General features: G+C 39.7%; 17 protein-coding genes. 15 read left to right on the top strand and 2 right to left on the bottom strand.

Annotation, left to right across the window (positions count from 1 at the left end; all coding sequences use genetic code 11):
* Positions 1–18 precede the first annotated feature (18 nt).
* From HC179_RS04190 to HC179_RS04155, 8 genes are all read left to right on the top strand, one after another.
* Positions 19–1,272 carry a dihydrolipoamide acetyltransferase family protein gene (locus HC179_RS04190; protein ID WP_205825217.1) on the top strand — a complete coding sequence of 418 codons (1,254 nt, stop codon included), beginning with the start codon at positions 19–21 and terminating at the stop codon, positions 1,270–1,272.
* Positions 1,273–2,709, top strand: a complete 1,437-nt coding sequence (lpdA, locus tag HC179_RS04185; RefSeq protein WP_168863197.1) for a dihydrolipoyl dehydrogenase — start codon at positions 1,273–1,275, stop codon at positions 2,707–2,709.
* Between the two features lie 119 nt (positions 2,710–2,828).
* Positions 2,829–3,947, top strand: coding sequence for a 4-hydroxyphenylpyruvate dioxygenase (gene hppD / locus HC179_RS04180; RefSeq protein ID WP_168863196.1), 1,119 nt, complete (start codon positions 2,829–2,831; stop codon positions 3,945–3,947).
* A 58-nt stretch (positions 3,948–4,005) separates the two neighbouring features.
* On the top strand, positions 4,006–5,094 hold the full coding sequence (gene hisC / locus HC179_RS04175) for a histidinol-phosphate transaminase (protein WP_168863195.1): 1,089 nt from the start codon (positions 4,006–4,008) through the stop codon (positions 5,092–5,094).
* 19 nt (positions 5,095–5,113) lie between these two features.
* The gene (locus tag HC179_RS04170; protein WP_168863194.1) at positions 5,114–5,722 is read left to right on the top strand and encodes a flavin reductase family protein; all 609 of its coding nucleotides are present in this window, start codon (positions 5,114–5,116) and stop codon (positions 5,720–5,722) included.
* A 19-nt stretch (positions 5,723–5,741) separates the two neighbouring features.
* A complete protein-coding gene (locus HC179_RS04165) occupies positions 5,742–6,653 on the top strand; it encodes a fumarylacetoacetate hydrolase family protein (protein WP_168863193.1) in 912 nt (303 codons plus the stop codon).
* Between the two features lie 201 nt (positions 6,654–6,854).
* Positions 6,855–8,000, top strand: coding sequence for a homogentisate 1,2-dioxygenase (locus HC179_RS04160; RefSeq protein WP_168863192.1), 1,146 nt, complete (start codon positions 6,855–6,857; stop codon positions 7,998–8,000).
* Between the two features lie 399 nt (positions 8,001–8,399).
* Positions 8,400–9,236 (top strand): CAP domain-containing protein, encoded by an 837-nt coding sequence (locus HC179_RS04155; protein ID WP_168863191.1) that lies wholly within the window; start codon positions 8,400–8,402, stop codon positions 9,234–9,236.
* 41 nt (positions 9,237–9,277) lie between these two features.
* Here HC179_RS04155 and HC179_RS04150 read toward each other — a convergent pair whose 3' ends face one another.
* Entirely contained in the window at positions 9,278–9,655 is a 378-nt protein-coding gene (locus HC179_RS04150; RefSeq protein ID WP_168863190.1) for a hypothetical protein, read from the bottom strand.
* A 91-nt stretch (positions 9,656–9,746) separates the two neighbouring features.
* Positions 9,747–11,111 (bottom strand): MATE family efflux transporter, encoded by a 1,365-nt coding sequence (locus tag HC179_RS04145; protein WP_168863189.1) that lies wholly within the window; start codon positions 11,109–11,111, stop codon positions 9,747–9,749.
* 419 nt (positions 11,112–11,530) lie between these two features.
* Between HC179_RS04145 and HC179_RS04140 the strand changes: the two genes are divergently transcribed.
* The 7 genes from HC179_RS04140 (at position 11,531) to HC179_RS04110 (ending at position 20,839) form a co-directional block, all read left to right on the top strand.
* Positions 11,531–12,313 carry a TerC family protein gene (locus HC179_RS04140; RefSeq protein WP_168863188.1) on the top strand — a complete coding sequence of 261 codons (783 nt, stop codon included), beginning with the start codon at positions 11,531–11,533 and terminating at the stop codon, positions 12,311–12,313.
* Between the two features lie 150 nt (positions 12,314–12,463).
* The gene (locus HC179_RS04135; RefSeq protein WP_168863187.1) at positions 12,464–13,336 is read left to right on the top strand and encodes an ATP-binding protein; all 873 of its coding nucleotides are present in this window, start codon (positions 12,464–12,466) and stop codon (positions 13,334–13,336) included.
* A 10-nt stretch (positions 13,337–13,346) separates the two neighbouring features.
* Positions 13,347–15,272 carry a vWA domain-containing protein gene (locus tag HC179_RS04130; protein WP_168863186.1) on the top strand — a complete coding sequence of 642 codons (1,926 nt, stop codon included), beginning with the start codon at positions 13,347–13,349 and terminating at the stop codon, positions 15,270–15,272.
* Between the two features lie 63 nt (positions 15,273–15,335).
* Positions 15,336–16,055 (top strand): phosphatase PAP2 family protein, encoded by a 720-nt coding sequence (locus HC179_RS04125; RefSeq protein WP_168863185.1) that lies wholly within the window; start codon positions 15,336–15,338, stop codon positions 16,053–16,055.
* 1,230 nt (positions 16,056–17,285) lie between these two features.
* Entirely contained in the window at positions 17,286–18,491 is a 1,206-nt protein-coding gene (locus tag HC179_RS04120; RefSeq protein WP_168863184.1) for an MFS transporter, read from the top strand.
* 110 nt (positions 18,492–18,601) lie between these two features.
* Entirely contained in the window at positions 18,602–20,002 is a 1,401-nt protein-coding gene (locus HC179_RS04115) for an NAD-dependent succinate-semialdehyde dehydrogenase (protein WP_277351298.1), read from the top strand.
* A gap of 198 nt (positions 20,003–20,200) precedes the next feature.
* Positions 20,201–20,839: a 5-bromo-4-chloroindolyl phosphate hydrolysis family protein gene (locus HC179_RS04110; protein WP_168863182.1), complete on the top strand. Its 639-nt coding sequence runs from the start codon at positions 20,201–20,203 to the stop codon at positions 20,837–20,839.
* Positions 20,840–20,843: the final 4 nt, after the last annotated feature.

The following is a 20,843-nucleotide window of genomic DNA, read 5'->3' as shown; positions in this document are numbered from 1 at the left end:
CGAAAGGGGGTTCAAAATATGATCGAGGTCAAACTTCATGATATTGGGGAAGGCATGACGCAGGCTGATATTTTATCTTTTTTTGTTAAAAAAGGAGATAAGGTGAAGCCAGATGAGCCTCTAGTTGAGGTACAAACAGATAAAATGACTGCTGAAATACCAGCACCATATGCAGGAGTCATTAAAGAAATATTGGTAAAAGAAGGAGAAACCATTCCAGTTGGTACTACCTTATTTATACTAGAGACTGAATCAGCTGGGAAGGAATCCATCACTCCTCCCACCCCAGCACATACAAACACTTCCACAAAACCTGTTGAAACAACAAGAGAGCATCAACCTCCAACAAAGTTACATTCATTTAGAATCATGGCTGCTCCTTATACAAGAAAAATTGCGAGGGACGCCGGGGTTGATATTGAACAAATCGAAGGAACCGGTCCAGCTGGTAGAATCACAGATGAAGATGTATATAGATTCATAGAAAGTAAAAAGCAACCTGAAACTAAATTGGAAGTGAAAGAAGAGGCAGTTCAACAACTTCAACCAAAAACGGAATCTAATAATCATCAAGAATCTTCTACGATTATTCCATACAGAGGACGAAGAAAACAAATCGGCAAAAAAATGTCACAGTCCCTGCTTACGATTCCTCATTGCACTCATTTTGAAGAAGTAGATGTGACAAATATTTTAGAACTCAGGGAGATTTGGAAAAAAAGCAATCAAAGCATTTCAGCAACTGCTTTATTCCTAAAAGCCATCTCCATCGCCCTAAAAGATTATCCAATCTTTAATGCCAGATTGAATGAGCAGGAAGAGACGATCGAGTTAATGAAAGAACATCACATAGGAATAGCTACTGATACAGAAGATGGACTAATTGTCCCTGTGATCCGTAATGTAGAGAGAAAGTCACTAAAAGAAATCCACGCCAATTTAAAAGAGTTTACAAAAAAGGCCCAGGACAATAAGCTTTCCATGAAGGATTTGACCGGAGGCAGTTTTACCATCAGTAATGTCGGTCCACTTGGAGGAAGTATTGGCGCTACACCAATCATAAATCAGCCGGAAGTGGGCTTGATCTCCTTCCATAAAACCAAAAAGCGTCCAGTTGTAAATGAGCAGGATGAGATTGTAATACGTTCCATTATGAACATTTCCATGTCCTTCGATCATCGTGTGGCGGATGGAGCTACAGCAGTCGCCTTTACCAACAGGTTGACTCAACTTTTAGAAGAACCAAAATTATTAATGCTGGAGCTGGTTTAAATGGTTGTTGGCGAACTTACTCAAGAACGTGATGTAATGGTAATCGGCGGAGGCCCGGGTGGTTATCACGCTGCAATAAGAGCGGCTCAGCTAGGCAGACAGGTTACCATCATAGAGAAAAACAAGCTTGGTGGAGTCTGCTTAAATGAAGGATGCATTCCATCCAAAGTACATACTGCAGCTGCGCAGTCTTTTCAACGGATGGGTTCTTTTCAACAGCTTGGGCTGGAAACTAGCGGTGTAACATTCGATCTACTAAGGTTACAGGAACATAAAAAGAAGGTAGTGGAGCAACTACTTCAAGGTGTCGTTGCATTATGTAAGGCAAATAAAATCGAGATCATAGAGGGTGAAGCCTCCTTTATATCCGCCAGTAAAATAGGGGTGGAGAATGGGCATCAATATGATACTTTCACTTTTAATGATGTCATTATTGCTGCCGGTTGCAATAAAAAGCCGATTGCAGAAATACATCATCATGCTCTAACACCTACTTCGATATGGAACCTGGAAATATTACCAGATGAGCTTATTTTATATGGAAACGATGATGTTACCATTGAAGTTGCAACCACCTTTAACAGCTTAGGTTCAAAGGTGACATGGATTCTTCCGCCAGACCAGCATGAATTTACATTCGATCCTTCTATCAACAAGGAACTGCAGAGGCAATTAAAAAAGCAAAAAATAAAGCTCTATAAGGCTGATACAACTCCTCAGTTCAGGTACGATGAGAATCAGTGGAAAGTGGCATTTGAGCACGGTAAGAATGAATCAGTTAATTTGGAGAGTTCACATCTTTATTGTGCTGAAGAAAGAAAACCGTCAACAGAATCACTTGGTATTCAGCGGGCTGGCATTCATTTGAGTGATGAAGGTTTTATTAAAACTAATGAAGCATGCTGTACAAATGTACCATCGATTTATGCAATTGGCGATATTACAGAAGGTCCTGCCTTGGCAGTTAAAGCAATTAAACAGGGAAAAGTGGCGGCGGAAAACATTGCAGGCCAACAATCCGAGTGCGATTTTACGTTTCTACCTAGAATCGTTCAGTCCATCCCTCCAATTGCATCTGTCGGAATGACGGAAACAGAAGCGATTGAAAATGGATTTGAAGTGAAGATAGGAGAAAGCACCCTGCAATCAAATGGTTATGCCAGCATTCTTGGCCAAAAAGAGGGTTTCACTAAAACTGTTACTGATGCCAAAACAGATCTGGTATTGGGTATTCATTTGATGGGATCCCAAGCGGTAGAAATGATCAGTACTGGAACGCTTGCTTTGGAAATGGTTGCAAGGAAAGAGGATTTGCTGTTTCCTTCCTATCCGCACCCGAGTGTAAATGAAGCCATATGGGAGTCGGTGGAGGATTTAGAAGGAAAAGCAATTCATAAGGCCCCGAAAGTAACAAAGCAAAAAGTAACTTCGTCATGACACGTTGGCGCGTCAAAGCATTCTAGCTTTAAACGAGACTCTTGCAGACTTTGAAAATATTAGATTATATTATATTCAGAATAATAATATTTTTTAGATATAAATTAGGAGGGGTATTTATGAACGTAGAAAAAACAATGCAAAAAAAAGATCAAGCAGAAGAAGTTTTTCCAGTGAAAGATGTCGACTATTTGGAGATTTACACTGGCAACGCTAAACAAGCATCACACTTTTTTGCAACCACATTCGGTTTTCAACCTATAGCCTATTCCGGTTTAGAAACAGGCAACAGGGAAACCGTCTCCTATGTTTTAAAACAACGTAATGTACGACTTGTCATTACAGGTTCCCTTAAGCAAGATACAAAGATTTCTGAGTTTGTTAAAAAGCATGGAGACGGAGTAAAGGATATTGCGCTTGTCGTGGAAGATGTTGAAAGTGCTTACAACGGAGCGGTGGAAAGAGGAGCAATAGCTATACAGCCCCCACAAGAGCTGACAGACGAGCACGGAACATTGAAAAAAGCGGTAATTGGTACATACGGAGATACCATTCACACATTGGTTGAACGCAAAAATTATAATGGGGTATTCATGCCTGGATTCAAAGCATACACGAACTCCACTCCTGTTAAGGACGCTGGCATTATTGGAATCGATCATGTGGTGGGGAACGTAGAGCAAATGGAAGAATGGGTTGCTTACTACGAAAAAGTAATGGGCTTTAAAGAAATGACTCATTTTACAGATAAAGATATTAACACAGAATATTCCGCGCTAATGTCAAAAGTAATGCACAATGGTGGTAGAATCAAATTCCCGATCAATGAACCTGCAGAAGGAAAAAGAAAATCACAAATTGAAGAATACTTGGAATTCTATAATGGGGCCGGTGTTCAGCATATCGCAATTTTGACAGAAGATATTGTTCAGACAGTAAGCAAACTAAAAGAAAATGGTGTAGAGTTCCTTAATACGCCTGACACTTACTATGAAATGTTGTCAGAAAGAGTTGGAGAAATTGATGAGGAAATTGCAAAGCTTCGCGAGCTGAGCATTCTGGTTGACCGGGACGATGAGGGATATCTACTACAAATTTTTACAAAACCTATTGTTGACAGACCAACCCTTTTCATTGAAGTTATCCAACGTAAGGGGGCAAAAGGCTTTGGGGAAGGAAACTTCAAAGCGTTATTTGAATCCATTGAAAGAGAGCAAGAATTAAGAGGGAATTTGTAAGTACGTCACTAAGGGGAGGACCAGTTTCCTCCCTTTTTTATAGGAGGTAGATTTAAGCATGGCGGTAAAAGTAAAAAGCCGAGAAATTCTCCAGCATATTGCTGCCTACCCTTTAGGGAAAAGCTTGCAGGATATACAGACAGAATTAGGGATTGCGACCATAAAAAATATGTCTGAAATTGAAAATGTGTTTGGATGTTCACCGCTTGTAAAGAAACAATTAATGCAAAGGCTAGATCATTTATTTACATACCCTGATGGTTCGGCAAGAGCTCTCTCTACCAAATTGGCGGATTTTTTGGGAGTAGCACAAAATCAGTTGTTCATCGGAAATGGTTCAGATGAAATAATCAGGCTGCTTATCAGAGCTTTTCTGAATACTGAGGAAGAAGCGATTATGGCTGATATTACATTCCCGAGATACAAAACCAATGTCTCCATTGAAGGCGGCAAGCCGGTGATCGTTCCATTAAAAAATGGTGTGCATGATTTGACAGCCATGCTTGCTAATATTACAGAACAGACGAAAATGATTTTTGTCTGCAATCCCAATAATCCAACAGGGACAATTGTACAAAAAGCTGAACTTATTTCTTTCATTGAAAAAGTACCAGAACATATCTTAATTGTGTTGGATGAGGCGTACTATGAATATGCAACAAGTGAGGAATACCTTCAATCGATACCTCTATTGAAAAAACATTCCAATCTTGTTATATTACGAACATTTTCTAAAGTTTATGGACTGGCTGGATTAAGAATTGGTTATGGCATCATGGATCCTTCCATATCAGCAGAATTAAACAAAGTGAAAGAGGTTTTCAATGTAAATCAGCTTGCTCAAGCAGCTGCGATGGAAGCCATTACGGATCAGGAATTCAGAAGAGTGTGTATCCTTCGCAATGAAGAAGGAAGAGTGTACTTGGAGTCAGAACTAGATGAACTAGGTTATACCTATTTCCCTACACAAGCGAATTTTATGATGATACATATCGGCAGAGATGGAAATGAGATTATACAAAAATTATTAACAAATGGGATCATGGTTAAATCAGGAGCAGTCTTGGGGTATCCAAACAGTATAAGGGTCACCATCTGCTCCATGGAAGATAACCGTTATTTTATTGAAACGTTAAAAAATTTGTAGCAAAGTGCAGGTGACAAACATGGATATCCAACCAAGCAATCTTGCCTGGAAAGATGCATACAAGCTGATGGTGGGTTCTATCTTGCCAAGACCCATTGCACTAGTTTCTTCTATTAATAAGGAAGGAGTTGCAAACATCGCTCCTTTCAGCTTTTTTACAGCTATTAGTGCAGAGCCGATGCTTGTCTGCTTTTCTCCTATGAGAAGAGGGACAGATGGGTCCAAAAAAGATACCTTATTGAATATTGAATGTACGAAGGAGTTTGTCATCAATATTGTCAGTGAGGAAATTGTAGAACAGATGAATATCACCGCAACGGAATTCCCAAGCGAAGTGGATGAATTTGTAGAATCGGGTTTCACGAAAGAACCAAGTCTCATAGTTACACCTCCACGAGTGAAGGAAAGCCTCGTACAAATGGAATGCACTCTTCACCAAGTGTTGCATTTCGGTGATGTACCAGGTTCAGGTAGCCTTGTTATAGGAAAAGTAGAGAGTTTCCACATATCAGATAATCTTTATTTCGATGGAAAGATTGACACAAAGAAATTGAATCCTGTAGGTAGAATGGCAGGGAGTATGTACACCAAGGCAATAAGTGATATGTTTGAACTTCAACGTAAATAAGGAAATGTGAGGGTTTGTCATGAAGTATATTACTTTTAAAAATAGCTCTGGTGAAATAAAAGCCGGCTGGATAAATCATGACATTGTTGTCGATATGAACGAAGCATCAGATGGTCTATTACCAAGCGACCTTCTTTCATTGATAAACCATTATGAGAAATTTAGAGATATAGTTTCCCTTCATTTAAGTAGTGACAGCAAAAAAGGTAGATACAAAAGAGAGGAAGTCACCCTTCTTGCACCTTTACCAAGACCTGTAAGCGTTCGGGATTTCTATGCATTTGAGGAACATGTAAAGACTGCACGGGCAAAAAGGGGGCTTGGTGTAATTCCGGAGTGGTATGAGATTCCCGTTTTTTATTTTACCAACCACTTGGCCATTAAAGGTCCTGGTGAATCTATTGATAAACCAGCAGCTTGCGAGTGGCTAGATTATGAGCTGGAAATCGCCTGCATCATTGGGAAAGAAGGCAGAAATATCAAAGCAAAGGATGCAGAGGAATACATTTTCGGCTATTGCATCATGAATGACTGGAGTGCAAGGGACCTTCAAGCAAAAGAGATGAAGGTAGGATTGGGTCCTGCAAAGGGAAAAGATTTTGCCACATCTTTAGGTCCTGTCATTGTGACACCAGATGAACTTGAATCGTTAAAGACAAATAAAGGCTACAACTTAGAAATGACCGCTTCTGTTAATGGAACTCTTCTTTCTAAAGGGAATTTCGAGCAGATCCACTATACATTTGCTCAAATGATTGAAAGAGCATCAGCAGATGTTACATTATACCCTGGAGAAGTTATAGGATCTGGGACAGTTGGAACAGGCTGCATCCTAGAACTCGGAACAGAAGTACACCACTGGCTACAACCTGGTGATGAAGTAGAATTATCCATCACAGGTTTAGGGACGTTGAAAAACACAATAAAATAAGTGTGTTGTTGCAGAAAGTAATATCCAGCAACTAGTGGATTGGAGCGGAAGGCACTCGACTCCGGCGGGAGGTAGCGGTAGACTTGAGACCCCGCAACGAAGTGAGGAGGCTCAAGCACCGCCCCGCGGAAAGCGAGTGCCTGCAGCGAAAAGGAACGATCAAACTTTAAGTAACAACTAAACATATAATGAGGTGAGCTCATGTATTATCGTAAAATGGGAGAAATACCACACAAACGCCACACCATGTTTAAAAAAGAAGACGGCACATTATATAGGGAACAAGTAATGGGTACAAAAGGTTTCTCAGGTACACAATCCATTCTCTATCATCACTACCTGCCTACAGAAGTAGTAAAATCAAATGTGCTTGGTAGCTATATGCCTGAATATGAAGAACAAGAAGCTCTGAACCACAGGCACCTACTTACTACATCCATTGAGACCAAAGGCAATGCACTCGATGCCAGAGAATACTTGTTAGGAAACAGTGATCTATTGATTGGTACAGTCTTGGTAACGGAGCCCATGAAGAATTATTATCGGAATGGAGACGGAGATGAACTTCTTTTCATTCATTACGGCTCTGGTAAAGTAGAAACCATGTTTGGAACGATTACATACCGCCCTGGTGATTATGTAACAATACCGATCGGCACCATTTACCGAGTCGTTCCAATTGAAGAAACGAAAATCCTCTTTATTGAATCATTCAGTCAATTAACCACACCTAGAAGGTACCGCAATGAGTATGGCCAGATGCTAGAACACAGTCCATTTTGTGAGCGTGACTTCAGAGGTCCTGAAACGTTGGAAACATACACAGAAAAAGGAGAGTACGAAGTAATAACCAAAACAAGGGGTTATTTGCATTCTCACATACTTGGGCATCATCCGCTTGATGTTGTAGGTTGGGACGGTTATCTCTATCCTTGGGTATTTAATATAGAAGATTTTGAACCAATAACAGGCAGGGTGCATCAGCCACCTCCTGTTCACCAGACCTTCGAAGGACATAACTTTGTTGTTTGTTCCTTCGTGCCAAGATTATACGACTATCACCCTGAAGCGATTCCGGCGCCATATTATCATAGTAACGTGAACAGTGATGAACTGCTCTATTACGTTGCAGGTAACTTCATGAGCCGCAAAGGAATTGAAGAAGGTTCCATTACATTACATCCATCGGGAATTCCACATGGTCCCCATCCCGGTACAACCGAAGCTAGCATTGGGAAGAAAGAGACATTGGAGCTTGCTGTTATGATTGATACATTCAAGCCTTTAAAAGTGGTTAAAAAAGCGCACACTATAGAAGATAAAAAGTATATGTTTACTTGGTTATAAAAATAGTTATTGAAGATGAACACCAGGCTTAATAGTAGAGCTTGGTGTTTTGTTTGATTTTATAGGAATTTTCATCCAAAAAAGTAAGATTTCCTGTAAAAAATGTAACATAACCGAACTAAATTGTAATAAAAAGGGCTGAATAAAATCTTGTCAACACCATTATTTTAGTATAATTTTAATTCATTTCATTTTACTGGAAAAATCCTGACCAAACGGTTTAATTATCACTTCCGTGTAATCCGTTGATACATAAAGAGTTTTGAAGTATATGGATATTTATTGAAATTATTAAGGTGTATTCCCCATATTATTCCTCTAATATTACACAAAACCCATGATATGATTTTCGTGTAGCAAGAAAGCAACACAAAAAACTTTCAAGGGGGAAACACACCTATGAAAATCAACAAAAAGTCTATCATCACTGCTGTAACTACTGCAGCTGTATTAACAGCGGCTCCATTCGGAATGAATGCAAAAGCCGAATCAAACAACGCTCCAACAAATTCAACTTGTGATCTGACAAATAAGGTCACTTCATTTAATATAAATAAAAATTTTACTAATCAAGAAGATGCAAAAGCATTCTTAGATGGTTATGTAAAAGAGCTTGAAGAAAAATACGGTGTACAAGTAAACTTAAATGGCGCACCATCTGCAGAAGCAGCTGAAAAAGAAACAGCAAAGCAAGAAGCTGCAAAGCAAGCTGAACAGAAACCTGCTGAAAAAGTAGAAGCTCCTAAGGAAGAAAAAGCGGAAGCTCCTGCTGAAGCACCAAAGCAAGAAGCTCAAGCACCACAACAACAAGCACCACAACAAAATGCTGAAAAACCAACTGAACAAGCAGCAGGTGCTGTTAGTGAATTTGAAAAGAAAGTAGTAGAATTAACAAACGCGGAGCGTGAAAAACAAGGTCTAGCTCCATTAGAATTAGATGAAGAATTAAGTAAAGTAGCAAAAGAGAAGTCTAAAGACATGCAACAAAACAATTACTTCTCTCATAACAGCCCAACTTACGGATCTCCATTTGATATGATGAAACAATTTGGAGTAGAATACCGTACAGCTGGTGAAAACATTGCACAAGGTCAACAAAGCCCTGAAGAGGTAGTAAATGCATGGATGAATTCTGAAGGACACCGTGCTAATATCATGAACGAAAACTTCACTCACATCGGTGTAGGTCATGTAGAAGAAGGTAACTACTGGACACAAATGTTTATTGGAAAATAATATAGGCACTATGAAAAGGCAGCCAATCGGCTGCCTTTTTCTTATGTCTCTATTTTAAAGCGTTGATCACATCGTTCCATAAAAAAGTAGGCCTTCTTTATTTGTTGGACCACTTTTTGAATGCTGTTAGGGTTGATGCGGTTAACTCCAATATCCTGCAAATAAGCAAAAACAACAGCTAAAGAAGGTAAGAGAAAGTCTGAACTCAAAAGGTTGGCATCGTATTCAATCAAGATTTTAATTTCTCTTTTCAACTTTACTTTGTATTTTTTGAAATGTAGGATTAACTCTTCATGTAATATTGTCTTCTGCTCATAGTTTGCCATTTCATAGCTTTCTAACAAATCAAGAAGAATTTTAAGCTCATGTCGAAAATAATGTAAAGAAGCACGGACTTTTTCCATATCATAATCATTCATCGGTATTACCTCACTTAAAAAATTATCATATGACTTTTTTCGACAATTTACTACACAACTCCTCTTTTTATTCCTATAAGAATAGTTATAATTATTTTGCAGTTGCAGACATACCCATATATCTATTCTGGAGTATGCTTAATCGCCAAGAAAGACCGATTGCTCCTGCTGCTAAACCGCAAATTAAACCAATCCAATAACCAAACGCTCCGAAATCAGTATAGTTTGCCAATACATACCCAATCGGTAAACCTATAATCCAATAAGATACAAAAGCAAGCATAAACGTAACATTTACGTCTTTATATCCTCGCAAAGCCCCCTGTATCGGTGCAGCGATGGCATCAGAAAGCTGAAAGAAAATGGCGTATAAAAGGAAAGCGGTCGTTAGGGTAATAACTTCTGGATCTTTTGTGTAAAGATATGCGACTTCTGTTCTAAAGAAATATAAAAATACAGCACAAATGGAAGAAAGAAGGACGGCAGAAACTACTCCCATAATGGTGTATTGTTTGGCATCATTAATACGTCCAGCTCCAATTTCAAATCCGACCAAAATGGTTAAGGCCATAGAAATACTGAGCGGTATCATGTAAAGAAGGGAAGCAAAATTCAGTGCTACTTGGTGAGAGGCGATTGTCACAGTGTCAAAAGAACTCATCAAAAGAGTCACAGCTGAAAAAATACTCGTTTCAAAGAAAATGGAAAGCCCTATCGGAACCCCGATCAGTAATATTTCTTTCCACTTAGAAAAAGATACGGGATATAGTTTTTTGAAAAGAGGATACTTGGTAAATGGTCTTTTCTTTAGGACAATATATAACGAAATGATCATAATGAGCCAATAAGTCAAAGCAGATGCCACTCCTGCACCAATACCGCCAAGGGCAGGGAGTCCAAGTTTGCCGAAAATCAATAAGTAGTTTAGCAAGACATTAATAGGTAAGGACAGAAGAGTGATGATCATAGACGTTCTTGTGTGCCCTAGCGCATCAATAAAACATCGAAGTACAGTATAAACAAAGAGCGGTACTATTCCGAAACCAAGTGCAATCAAATAGTATTTTGCTACATATCTAACTTCTGCTTCTAAGTTCATACCAGTAAGAATCGGATTGATTAACACTGCCCCAATACAAATAACAAGAATACTCATGACAAATGCGACATACGTACCTTGGGTAATGGAAAATGGAACACTTTTTGTCTTTTTAGCTCCAACAAGTTGTGCGACAATTGGAGTAATAGAGAGTAGTATTCCGCTTAGACCAGTATAAACTGGGACCCAAAGTCCAGAAGCGATTGCAACACCAGCCAAATCGGTAGCCCCTACGTTTCCAGTCATCATGATGTCAAAGAGATTCATGGAAAATAAGCCAAGTTGTGTTATCAGAATAGGTACGACAATTTTAATGAAAAGATGGAGACGTTCTTTATAAGAAAATACTTGATGCATACTAATCCCACGACCTTTAATATAGAAATAGATAATAATGTTATGGATTATATCACAAAAAAAATATTTAGAGTGTAGAAATAAATTGTTTGAAATTTAAGATATTGGCCTTCTAATACCTACTTGCTTCCGAAAAAATAATGTGTTGACACTCTTCTATAAACCTACTAGAATAGTTATATATTAAAATTACATATGCACAAGCCCAATCAAAGGGGAGTAGCTATGAGAACGATATTGCCGTCATGACGTGACTGAATCAATCAGCACCGGCTTTATCGGCAACGATTATGTTGTTAGCAAGACCTTTGCCTAAACTGGAAATTGGACAGTTCTAGGTAAAGGTCTTTTATGTGTTCATAAAAGCCTTTACCTGTTTTTTAGGAAAGGCTTTTGTTATGTATAAAGGAGAGGAAACCATGGAGATATCATTATTATTGGAATACGGCTGGGTTCTTCTTGTCTTGATTGCACTTGAAGGTATTTTAGCGGCTGACAACGCATTAGTACTAGCAATTATGGTTAAGCACCTACCGGAAGAGGCACGTAAAAAGGCTTTATTCTACGGTCTGGCAGGGGCACTCGTCTTTAGGCTTGGATCTTTGTTTGCCATTTCATTTTTAGTAGGTATTTGGCAGGTGCAGGCGATTGGTGCTGCTTACTTGCTGTTTATCGCGCTCAACCATATATGGCGACGGTTTGCAGTCGCAAAAGTGGAGCATGCAGCTACCGTTGATACCCCAAAAAAACAGTCCGGTTTTTGGATGACAGTATTCAAAGTTGAACTTGCAGACATTGCGTTTGCAGTGGATTCTATCCTTGCGGCTTTCGCATTGGCCATGACGTTGCCAAAAACAAACCTGCCTCCAATCGGAGGTATTGATGGAGGCCAATTCATCATCATCTTCCTTGGTGGATTTATCGGGGTAGTTATCATGCGTTTTGCAGCTACCTTGTTTGTCAAATTGTTAAAAGAAAGACCGAGTCTGGAAACAGCAGCATTTTTAATTGTTGGTTGGGTAGGTTTTAAACTGGCTATGTACACACTGGCACATCCAAGTGTTGGCGTGCTTCCATACCACTTCCCGCACAGCCCGCTATTTAAAGCGATGTTCTGGATTGTCTTAATTGGTATCGCTGTTGGTGGCTGGATTGTTTCTGGGAAAAACAAAACAGTTCAAGAAGTGGATAGCATTAAGTAAGTTAACTCTTTTTACTTCAAGTAACATGCAATAATTGATATAATATACTAGGCTGTTGACAATCTAATGTCAGCAGCCTTTTTCAATACTTCGATATCTACGCCCATAATGTGGGATACTAAATGGAATAAGTTAAAAGGAGACTTAAAGATGTTTGCTATAGATCAATTACCTACAGCTATTCAAGAAAAGATAAAAAGCAATAAAGAAAAAGAAGGTATCAGCTCCCTTATTGGGGCTGCAGGGTATACATCAGCTGATGATGATGTGCTGTTTGATTGTATCATTGCTTTATCTATGGGGAAGAACGTTCTTTTAAAGGGACCAACCGGCTCAGGAAAAACGAAGTTGGCAGAAACATTATCTTCCATTTTTCATCAACCGATGCACAGTATTAACTGCTCGGTAGATTTAGATGCTGAGGCACTACTTGGCTTTAAGACCATTCATAATAATGATGGAAAAGCGACGATAGAGTTTGTGCCAGGTCCAGTTATTAATGCAATGAAACAAGGAAACCTTTTATATATAGATGAGATAAATATGGCGAAACCTGAAACCTTGCCAATCTTGAACGGAGTATTAGATTACCGTAAAACCATTACGAATCCTTTTACAGGTGAAGTAGTGAAAGCAAATCAGGACTTTGGCGTGATCGCTGCCATCAATGAAGGGTATGTGGGAACGGTACCATTAAATGAAGCATTAAAAAATCGTTTTGTTGTCATTGATGTACCTTATGTACAGGGAGAAGTATTACTTCAAGTATTGAAAAGTCAATCCAAGTTGGAAGATGAAAAGCTACTAAGCAAGTATGTAACATTATCTGCTGACCTTATCGCGCTTGTTGAAAACGGAAATCTATCCGAAGAAGCTGCGTCGGTACGAGCACTATTAGACACTTGTGATCTAAGTGTATATTTGCCACCGCTTAGAGCTATTAAGCGTGGTATTGTTGAAAAATTGGAAGATGATAGAGAAAAAGCCGCTATCTTAAACATCGCACAAACTTTGTTTGAATGAGGAGATTAACTTGAGACCTATCGTTTTTAATGATAAAAAAATAGATTCCTTTCTATTTATGGAGTTATCAGACTTAGCGACTTCCCTTTCAAAGAAGAAGGACCTTGAAGTGGAATATGCGTTCAAGTCCTACTATGACCCCTATATGAATAAAATGTATATCAGTTTATTTTGGGATAATCATCCCACTTTCGAAAAACTGCACGGTATTAAGAGCGATGTGTATTTGCGCAGTGTTGGATCTGTTGTTCATACAGACTATAAAGTAATTAAACAACTTTTTGCTTTTATGAAAAAAACACACTTATCAAGCTTTAGTAGACAATTGTTTATCCTGATGGAAGACATAAGGCTTGAGGAACTTTGCAAACGAGAGCGCCCAGGCACCACTAAAACCTTTATGGTGAGAAGAGTGGAGTATCGCAAATATTTCAGAAGCCAACTTACAGTCAATTTGGAAAGAAATATTATGACAGATGCGCTGTACAATCTATTGTATCTCCTTTTGACCACTGATAATCCGTTGGAGGAAGTACCTCAACTAAATGAGGAGTTAGACCTTGCTCTCCCATTCCTTCGGGACGAAATCGCTAAAGCTTATGAAGCTAAAAATACTAAAGATATCTTTCGAAGTGTCAAAAATATCGTAGAGGTACTAGAGGACCTCTTGGAGAAGGATATGCTTAATACGTATTTTTTCCTTCCGGACTTTTCAGAGATACCCGAAGAAGCCGAGTCCCCAAGCTTTGATGAGATGAAGAGAAAAAGCGAACTGAAAAATGACGATATTAAGCAAAAGGATAATGAAGACGAAGAAGAAGATGTACATGAGGACAAGCTTCCAACTTGGCACCGTGAATCAGAAAGCAACAATAAAAGCTTCCTCCAATTCGATATGGAGCAAGGAACGAAAACCGATCTAATGGGGGAAGGCATTCGAGAAGGGGAAGATGGAGACCAGGCTATGGGCTTTGTCCAAGGCCAGAGTCAGCAGACGAATAAAAATGATTATTCCAAGCTAGAAGCGCTGGACGTTCTTAATGATACAAAAAAAGAAGGAGGAAGCGGTGCCGAGTTTGGAAAAGAGAACAAATTCGCGTACCCTGTCTTCTTAAAACCGGAGAAGATTTCAGCGGAACATTATTCAGATTATGAGGAATACAAACTGTTTGTCTCCACCTACCAAAAGAAATTAAAACAACTGATACAGAAAACGTTGGAGCACAAAAAGATCATGCCAAGAAGTGATCTTCCATTCGGTAGATTAAGCAAAAAGCTCTTACCGTGGTTTACAGAAGAAAACCCAAGAGTTTTTTATAAAAAAGATAATCCATCTATTGAGATCGATGCTGTTTTTTCCCTACTTGTTGATTGTTCGGCTTCCATGTTCGATAAAATGGAACAGACCAAATATGGGATAACTCTTTTTCATGAAGCGTTAAAATCTGTATTTGTCCCACATGAAGTGGTAGGCTTCTGGGAAGATACGAATGATGCAACGAAGACAAGCCAACCAAACTATTTTAAAACAGTCATTGATTTCAACGCAAGCCTCAGACCTGCTTCTGGTCCAGAGATTCTCCAGCTTGAACCTGAAGAAGATAACAGGGATGGTTATGCAATCAGACATATGACCAAAAGACTTGTGCATCGGAGCGAAAAACAAAAATTCCTTCTTGTATTTTCCGACGGGGAACCTGCAGCGATGGATTATGAAAAGAACGGGATAGTAGATACACATCAAGCTGTTATGGAAGCAAGGAAAAATGGACTTGAAGTGATCAATGTATTTTTAGCTAACGGAGAAATTGATGAGGGACAGGTCAAAACCATTCAAAATATGTATGGCAAGTATAGTATTTTAGTTCCGGATATTGAAGAGTTACCAGACGTGCTCTTCCCCCTATTGAAAAAGTTATTGTTAAAAAGCTTATAAAACTAGGATTAAGGCTAACTCTAAGATACAAGGAGTTAGCCTTATTTTTTTGGGAGTGACATCATGAATAGTTACCTAAAACCTAACACTATGTTTAAAGCAAGCGGTATTCTTTTTTTTCTTTTTCTATTTGTAGCTTTATTGACAAGTATAGAAGTAACGGAATCGTGGGACAAGATGGTTGGTGAAAGCCTTTATAGAATGGGTGATATCGACGGATTTTTTATCATTTTATCCTACATAGGGTCAAAGCTGTTTTTCTACCCAGCACTTGTTGTCATGACCCTATTCATTCTTCTAAAGCGAAACTGGTATTTGGCATTATTTCTTTGGATTAATCTTGTAGGAGTTCGGTTGTTAAATACATTGATCAAGAAGATTTTTTCAAGAGACAGACCAAGCTTAGATCATGTAGTAGAAGCAGGCTTCTATAGCTTTCCAAGCGGACACTCGATGAATTCCATGGCATTCTTCGGGGCAATCGCATTTTTATGTTACTTTATAATCAATAAAAACTGGCTAAGGAATACACTTATGACTGTTTGTTTTGTTCTCATAGGACTAATAGGATTTAGCAGAATTTATTTAGGGGTACATTACCCGCTTGATGTATTGGGTGGATTTTCAATGGGTGCTTCATGGTTACTGTTTTTAAGTGTGATTTATTTAAAAATTGTACATAACAAAAAGACTGCGATGAAGACCTCAGTGACGGGGATAAAGGACGAGGGAAGTCCTCATGGTCGGTATGAAGACCTCGGTGATCGGGAAAAGGGACGATAGAAGTCCTCATCACCGAGATGAGGACCTCAGTGACGAGGAAAAGGGACGAAGGAAGTCTTCATGGTCGGTATGAGGACCTCGGTGAAGGGGAAAGGGGACGAGGGAAGTCCTCATGGTCGGTGTGAAGACCTCGGTGAAGAGGAAAAGGGACGAGGGAAGTCTTCATGATCGGTGTGAGGACCTCGGTGACGGGGAAAAAGGACGAGGGAAGTCTTCATGGTCGGTGTGAAGACCTCGGTGATCGGGAAAAGGGACGAGGGAGGTCCTCATGGTTGGTGTGAAGACCTCGGTGAAGAGAAAAAGTGACGAGGGAAGTCTTCATCGCCGAGATGAGGACCTCAGTGACGGGGAAAAGGGACGAAGGAAGTCTTCATGGTCGGTATGAGGACTTCGGTGAAAGGGAAAAGGGACGAGGGAGGTCCTCATCGACGAGATGAGGACCTCAGTGAACAGGAAAAGGGGGCGAGGGAAGTCCTCATGGTTGGTGTGAAGACCTCGGTGCAGAGGAAAAGGGACGAGGGAAGTCTTCATCGCCGAGATGAGGACCTCAGTGACGAGGAAAAAGGAAGTCTTCATGGTCGGTAAGAAGACCTCAGTGACGAGGAAAAGGGACGAAGGAAGTCTTCATGGTCGGTATGAGGACCTCGGTGACGGGGAAAGGGGACGAGGGAAGTCCTCATGGTCTGTTGGAAGACCTCGATGACGAGGAAAAAGGACGAAAGAAGTCTTCATGGTCGGTGTGAAGACCTCGGTGATCGGGAAAAGGGACGAGGGAGGTCCTCATCGCCGAGATGAGGACCTCAGTGAACAGGAAAAGGGGGCGAGGGAAGTCCTCATGGTTGGTATGAGGACCTCGGTGACCAGGAAAAGGGACGAGAGAAGTCCTCATCACCGAGATGAGGACCTCAGTGACGAGGAAAAAGGAAGAAGGAAGTCGTCATGGGCGGTATGAGGACCTCAGTGACGAGGAAAAAGGAAGAAGGAAGTCCTCATGGTCGGTGTGAAGACCTCGGTGACGAGGAAAAGGGACGAGAGAAGTCCTCATCACCAAGATGAAGACCTCAATGATGAGGAAAAAAGACGAGGGAAGTCCTCATCCCCAATAAATACCTCAATCCTGAGGGTAACCGTTTTGTGCTGAGTGTAAGCTAACAAAAATTTCGTGTAGCGAATTAATCCGTTCCATGGTATAGTTTTCTTACAACAACACAACTGATCGGAGAAACTATCATGTGGAAAAATCGGAACGTATGGATTATCTTAATTGGTGAATTTATTGCAGGACTAGGCTTATGGACTGGTATTATCGGAAACTTGGAGTTTATGCAGGCGTTGGTTCCTTCTGACTTTGCCAAGTCTCTTATTTTGTTTGCAGGGCTACTTGCAGGAGTAATGGTAGGCCCTTTAGCCGGTAAAATTATTGACTCAACAAGTAAAAAGCGAGTGATGTTAGTATCAGGATTTGGACGGATGCTTAGCGTGGTATTTATGTTTTTAGCGATTGAATATCAATCAATTCTTTTCATGATTGTTTTTATGATTGCCATTCAGTTGTCTGCCGCATTTTATTTCCCTGCACTTCAATCATCGATTCCTTTGATTGTGAAGGACAAAGACTTATTAGAAATGAACGGCGTCCATATGAATGTATCCACCGTTTCTAGGATAGCAGGTACAGCACTTGCGGGAGCAATGCTAGTTATCATGAGTTTATCTTCTTTGTATATGGCATCCATGGTTGCATATGGAATACTATTCTTACTTACTTTTTTACTGAATTTTGAAGAACCAAACCATAACGAGGCACTAGAAGGTAAGAACAAAAAATCTGGAGATTTCAAAGAGGTCCTGCCCGTTTTAAAAGAAACGCCGATAGCTCTTACCGTATTAATTCTAACATTTATCCCTTTCTTGTTCATTGGCGGTTTCAATCTGATGGTCATCAACATCAGTGAAATTCAAGATGATCAAACGATTAAAAGTTTAATTTACACGATTGAAGGTGTCTGCTTTATGATTGGAGCATTTGCCGTAAAGCGCATTTCCAATGATAAAAATATGGTACCTTTAATGTTTTTCTTTGTTACATTGATCGCCATTTCTCACTTGAGTTTGTATTTTGCAGATATTAAATGGATGACATTATTTTCTTTCGGTTTATTCGGCTTGGCTGTTGGATGTTTCTTCCCGATTGCAGCAACCATCTTTCAAACAAAAATACCGAAAGAGTACCATGGACGCTTTTTTTCATTCAGGAATATGCTGGATCGCGTGCTGTTCCAGGTAGTTCTTCTTGGAACCGGACTTTTCCTCGATACTATTGGACTGCAAATGATGGCAATCGTTTTTGGTATGTTGTCTTTAACATTAATTTTGATATATGGTTTAAGACTATTTCGCCAACCAGTGGCAGTTGCCGAACAAAAAACACCTTAACGGGTGTTTTTTTGTGTTCAATAAAGGGAATGTTCCATAAAGAGTGAATATATTAAGGTAGAATGTCCTGAAAACTTTTTATTGGAGGGAACAGAATGGAAAGATTTTCGATGTACATAAACGGGGAATGGGTAAATACAGAGGAAGTAATAGAGGTGACAAACCCAGCAACAGGAGAAGTGATTGCTACGGTACCTAGTATCTCTGAGGACCAAGTGGAAAAAGTGGTTCATCATGCAGAAGAAGCTTTTCAAACATGGAGGAACTATACAGCATATGAGCGTGCAGACATTTTGAATAAATGGTTCCTTTTATTAGAGGAAAATAAAAAGCTAATTGCAGAAACTCTTACAAAGGAGCAAGGTAAGCCGTTCCGTGAAGCACTGGGAGAGGTTGGGTATGCGAATAGTTTTGTAGATTGGTATAAAGAGGAAGGCAAAAGAATATATGGAGAGACCATTCCCTCTTCTTCCAAGGACAAAAGAATACTGATTCAAAAGCAGCCGGTGGGCGTTGTTGCTGCAATCACTCCTTGGAATTTTCCTGCTGCTATGATTACAAGGAAAGTTGCTCCTGCACTTGCTGCTGGATGTACGGTAATTGTTAAACCAGCTGGACAGACACCACTGACTGCTTTACTTTTGGCAAAATATGCAGATGAAGCTGGGCTCCCCAAAGGTGTTCTTCAAGTCATCACTGGGAAGTCCTCCGTTATTGGCGAAATATTAATGAAACATAATGATGTGAAGAAGCTTACCTTTACAGGCTCGACAGAAATAGGTAAGAGATTGATGGAACAAGCATCTCATACTGTCAAGAAACTGTCATTGGAGCTTGGCGGTCATGCCCCATTTATTATTTTTGAAGATGCGGACCTGGAAAAGGCAGCGAAGGGACTGGTTCAGTCCAAATTCAGAAACGCTGGGCAGACATGTATTTGTGCCAATAGAATATATGTCCAAGAGAGTGTGGCCGAAGAATTCACATCTCTTTTCGTCAAAGAGGTTTCTAAACTTAAAGTAGGAAATGGAATGGAACGCGGAGTGGATCTTGGACCACTGATTGATGAGGATGCACTAGAAAAAGTGAAAGAGCATTTAAGTGATGCTAAAGAAAAAGGTGCAGCAGTTGCTTTTGGTGGCGAAGTGAAGGATAAAACCTTCATGGAACCGACAGTCATAACTGGAGTAACAGATGAAATGCTTTGCATGAATGAGGAAACATTTGGCCCACTTGCCCCAATTACCACGTTTAAAGAGGAAGAAGAGGCAATCAAGAGAGCTAATAATTCTCCGTATGGTTTGGCAGCGTATGTATTCACGGAGAAAATGTCCAGGATTTATCGAGTGACAGAAGGGCTTGATTATGGCATTATCGGTGTCAATGATGGGGCGCCATCTGTTGCTCAGGCACCTTTTGGAGGATTAAAGGAAAGTGGTATCGGCAGAGAAGGCGGACATCACGGAATGGAAGAATATTTAGAAGTGAAATATGTTTCCATAGGAATTTAATATACTTTTAAGAGCCCTTGATTTCTACACAATCAAGGGCCTTTTTCATAAATGCTAGTTGCTGATTCATAAAATATTTCGTATTCCGACTTCTTTCCTATATAATAAAACTATAAATAACTGAAACCTTTACCTTGTTAAATACGTAAGAAAGGTATAGTTTATCTTAAGCCTTTAAAAAAGGTGAGGAGTGAAAATATGAAACGGTTCTTACTGCAAAGTTTTATTATCATACTTTCGTTTAATTTAGCTGCCGTTGGTTTTTTAATAGTATTTCTTTTAGCAGGTAATCAAATTCAACTTGGTATCCTTGGCGCCTTTGGTGGCTTCCTAGGAAGCTACTGGGCGTTGAAGAGAAAACTGCTTCCCAATAACGACCTGGAAAAGATAGAACGAAAAGAGAAAAAATATGTTAATGCTCAATTGAAGGAAGCAAAAGAAAAGGCAAAGAAAATTAATAGTTCAAGGTTTCGCGTTCGCTCGATTTTTGTTTATCAAACGATAACAAAATTATCAAAGATCTCCACGAAGATCATTAAGATGGTGGAAAAGGAGCCGGTAAGGTACCGTACAGCACAAAATTTCTTTCATCATCACCTTGATTCTTCGGCTATCATCACTGAAAAATATGTTCATTTATTAAATCAGCCAGTGCGGACTCACGAAGTTTCTCAAGCGCTTCGAGAAACAGAAAGTGCTTTAAAACAATTAGAACGCAGTATGGAAAAAGAGCTGATGGCAGTGCTTTCAGGGGATATGAATAATCTTACGGCAGAAATTAAACTGATGAATTATCAACAGCTTGATACAGATCAGAGAATAATTGAGAAGAAGTAGCTTA

It is taken from the genome of Bacillus sp. RO1, from assembly GCF_012524115.1.
Lineage (GTDB): Bacteria > Bacillota > Bacilli > Bacillales > Bacillaceae_I > Sutcliffiella_A.
This window is presented reverse-complemented; position numbering and strand designations above follow the sequence as displayed.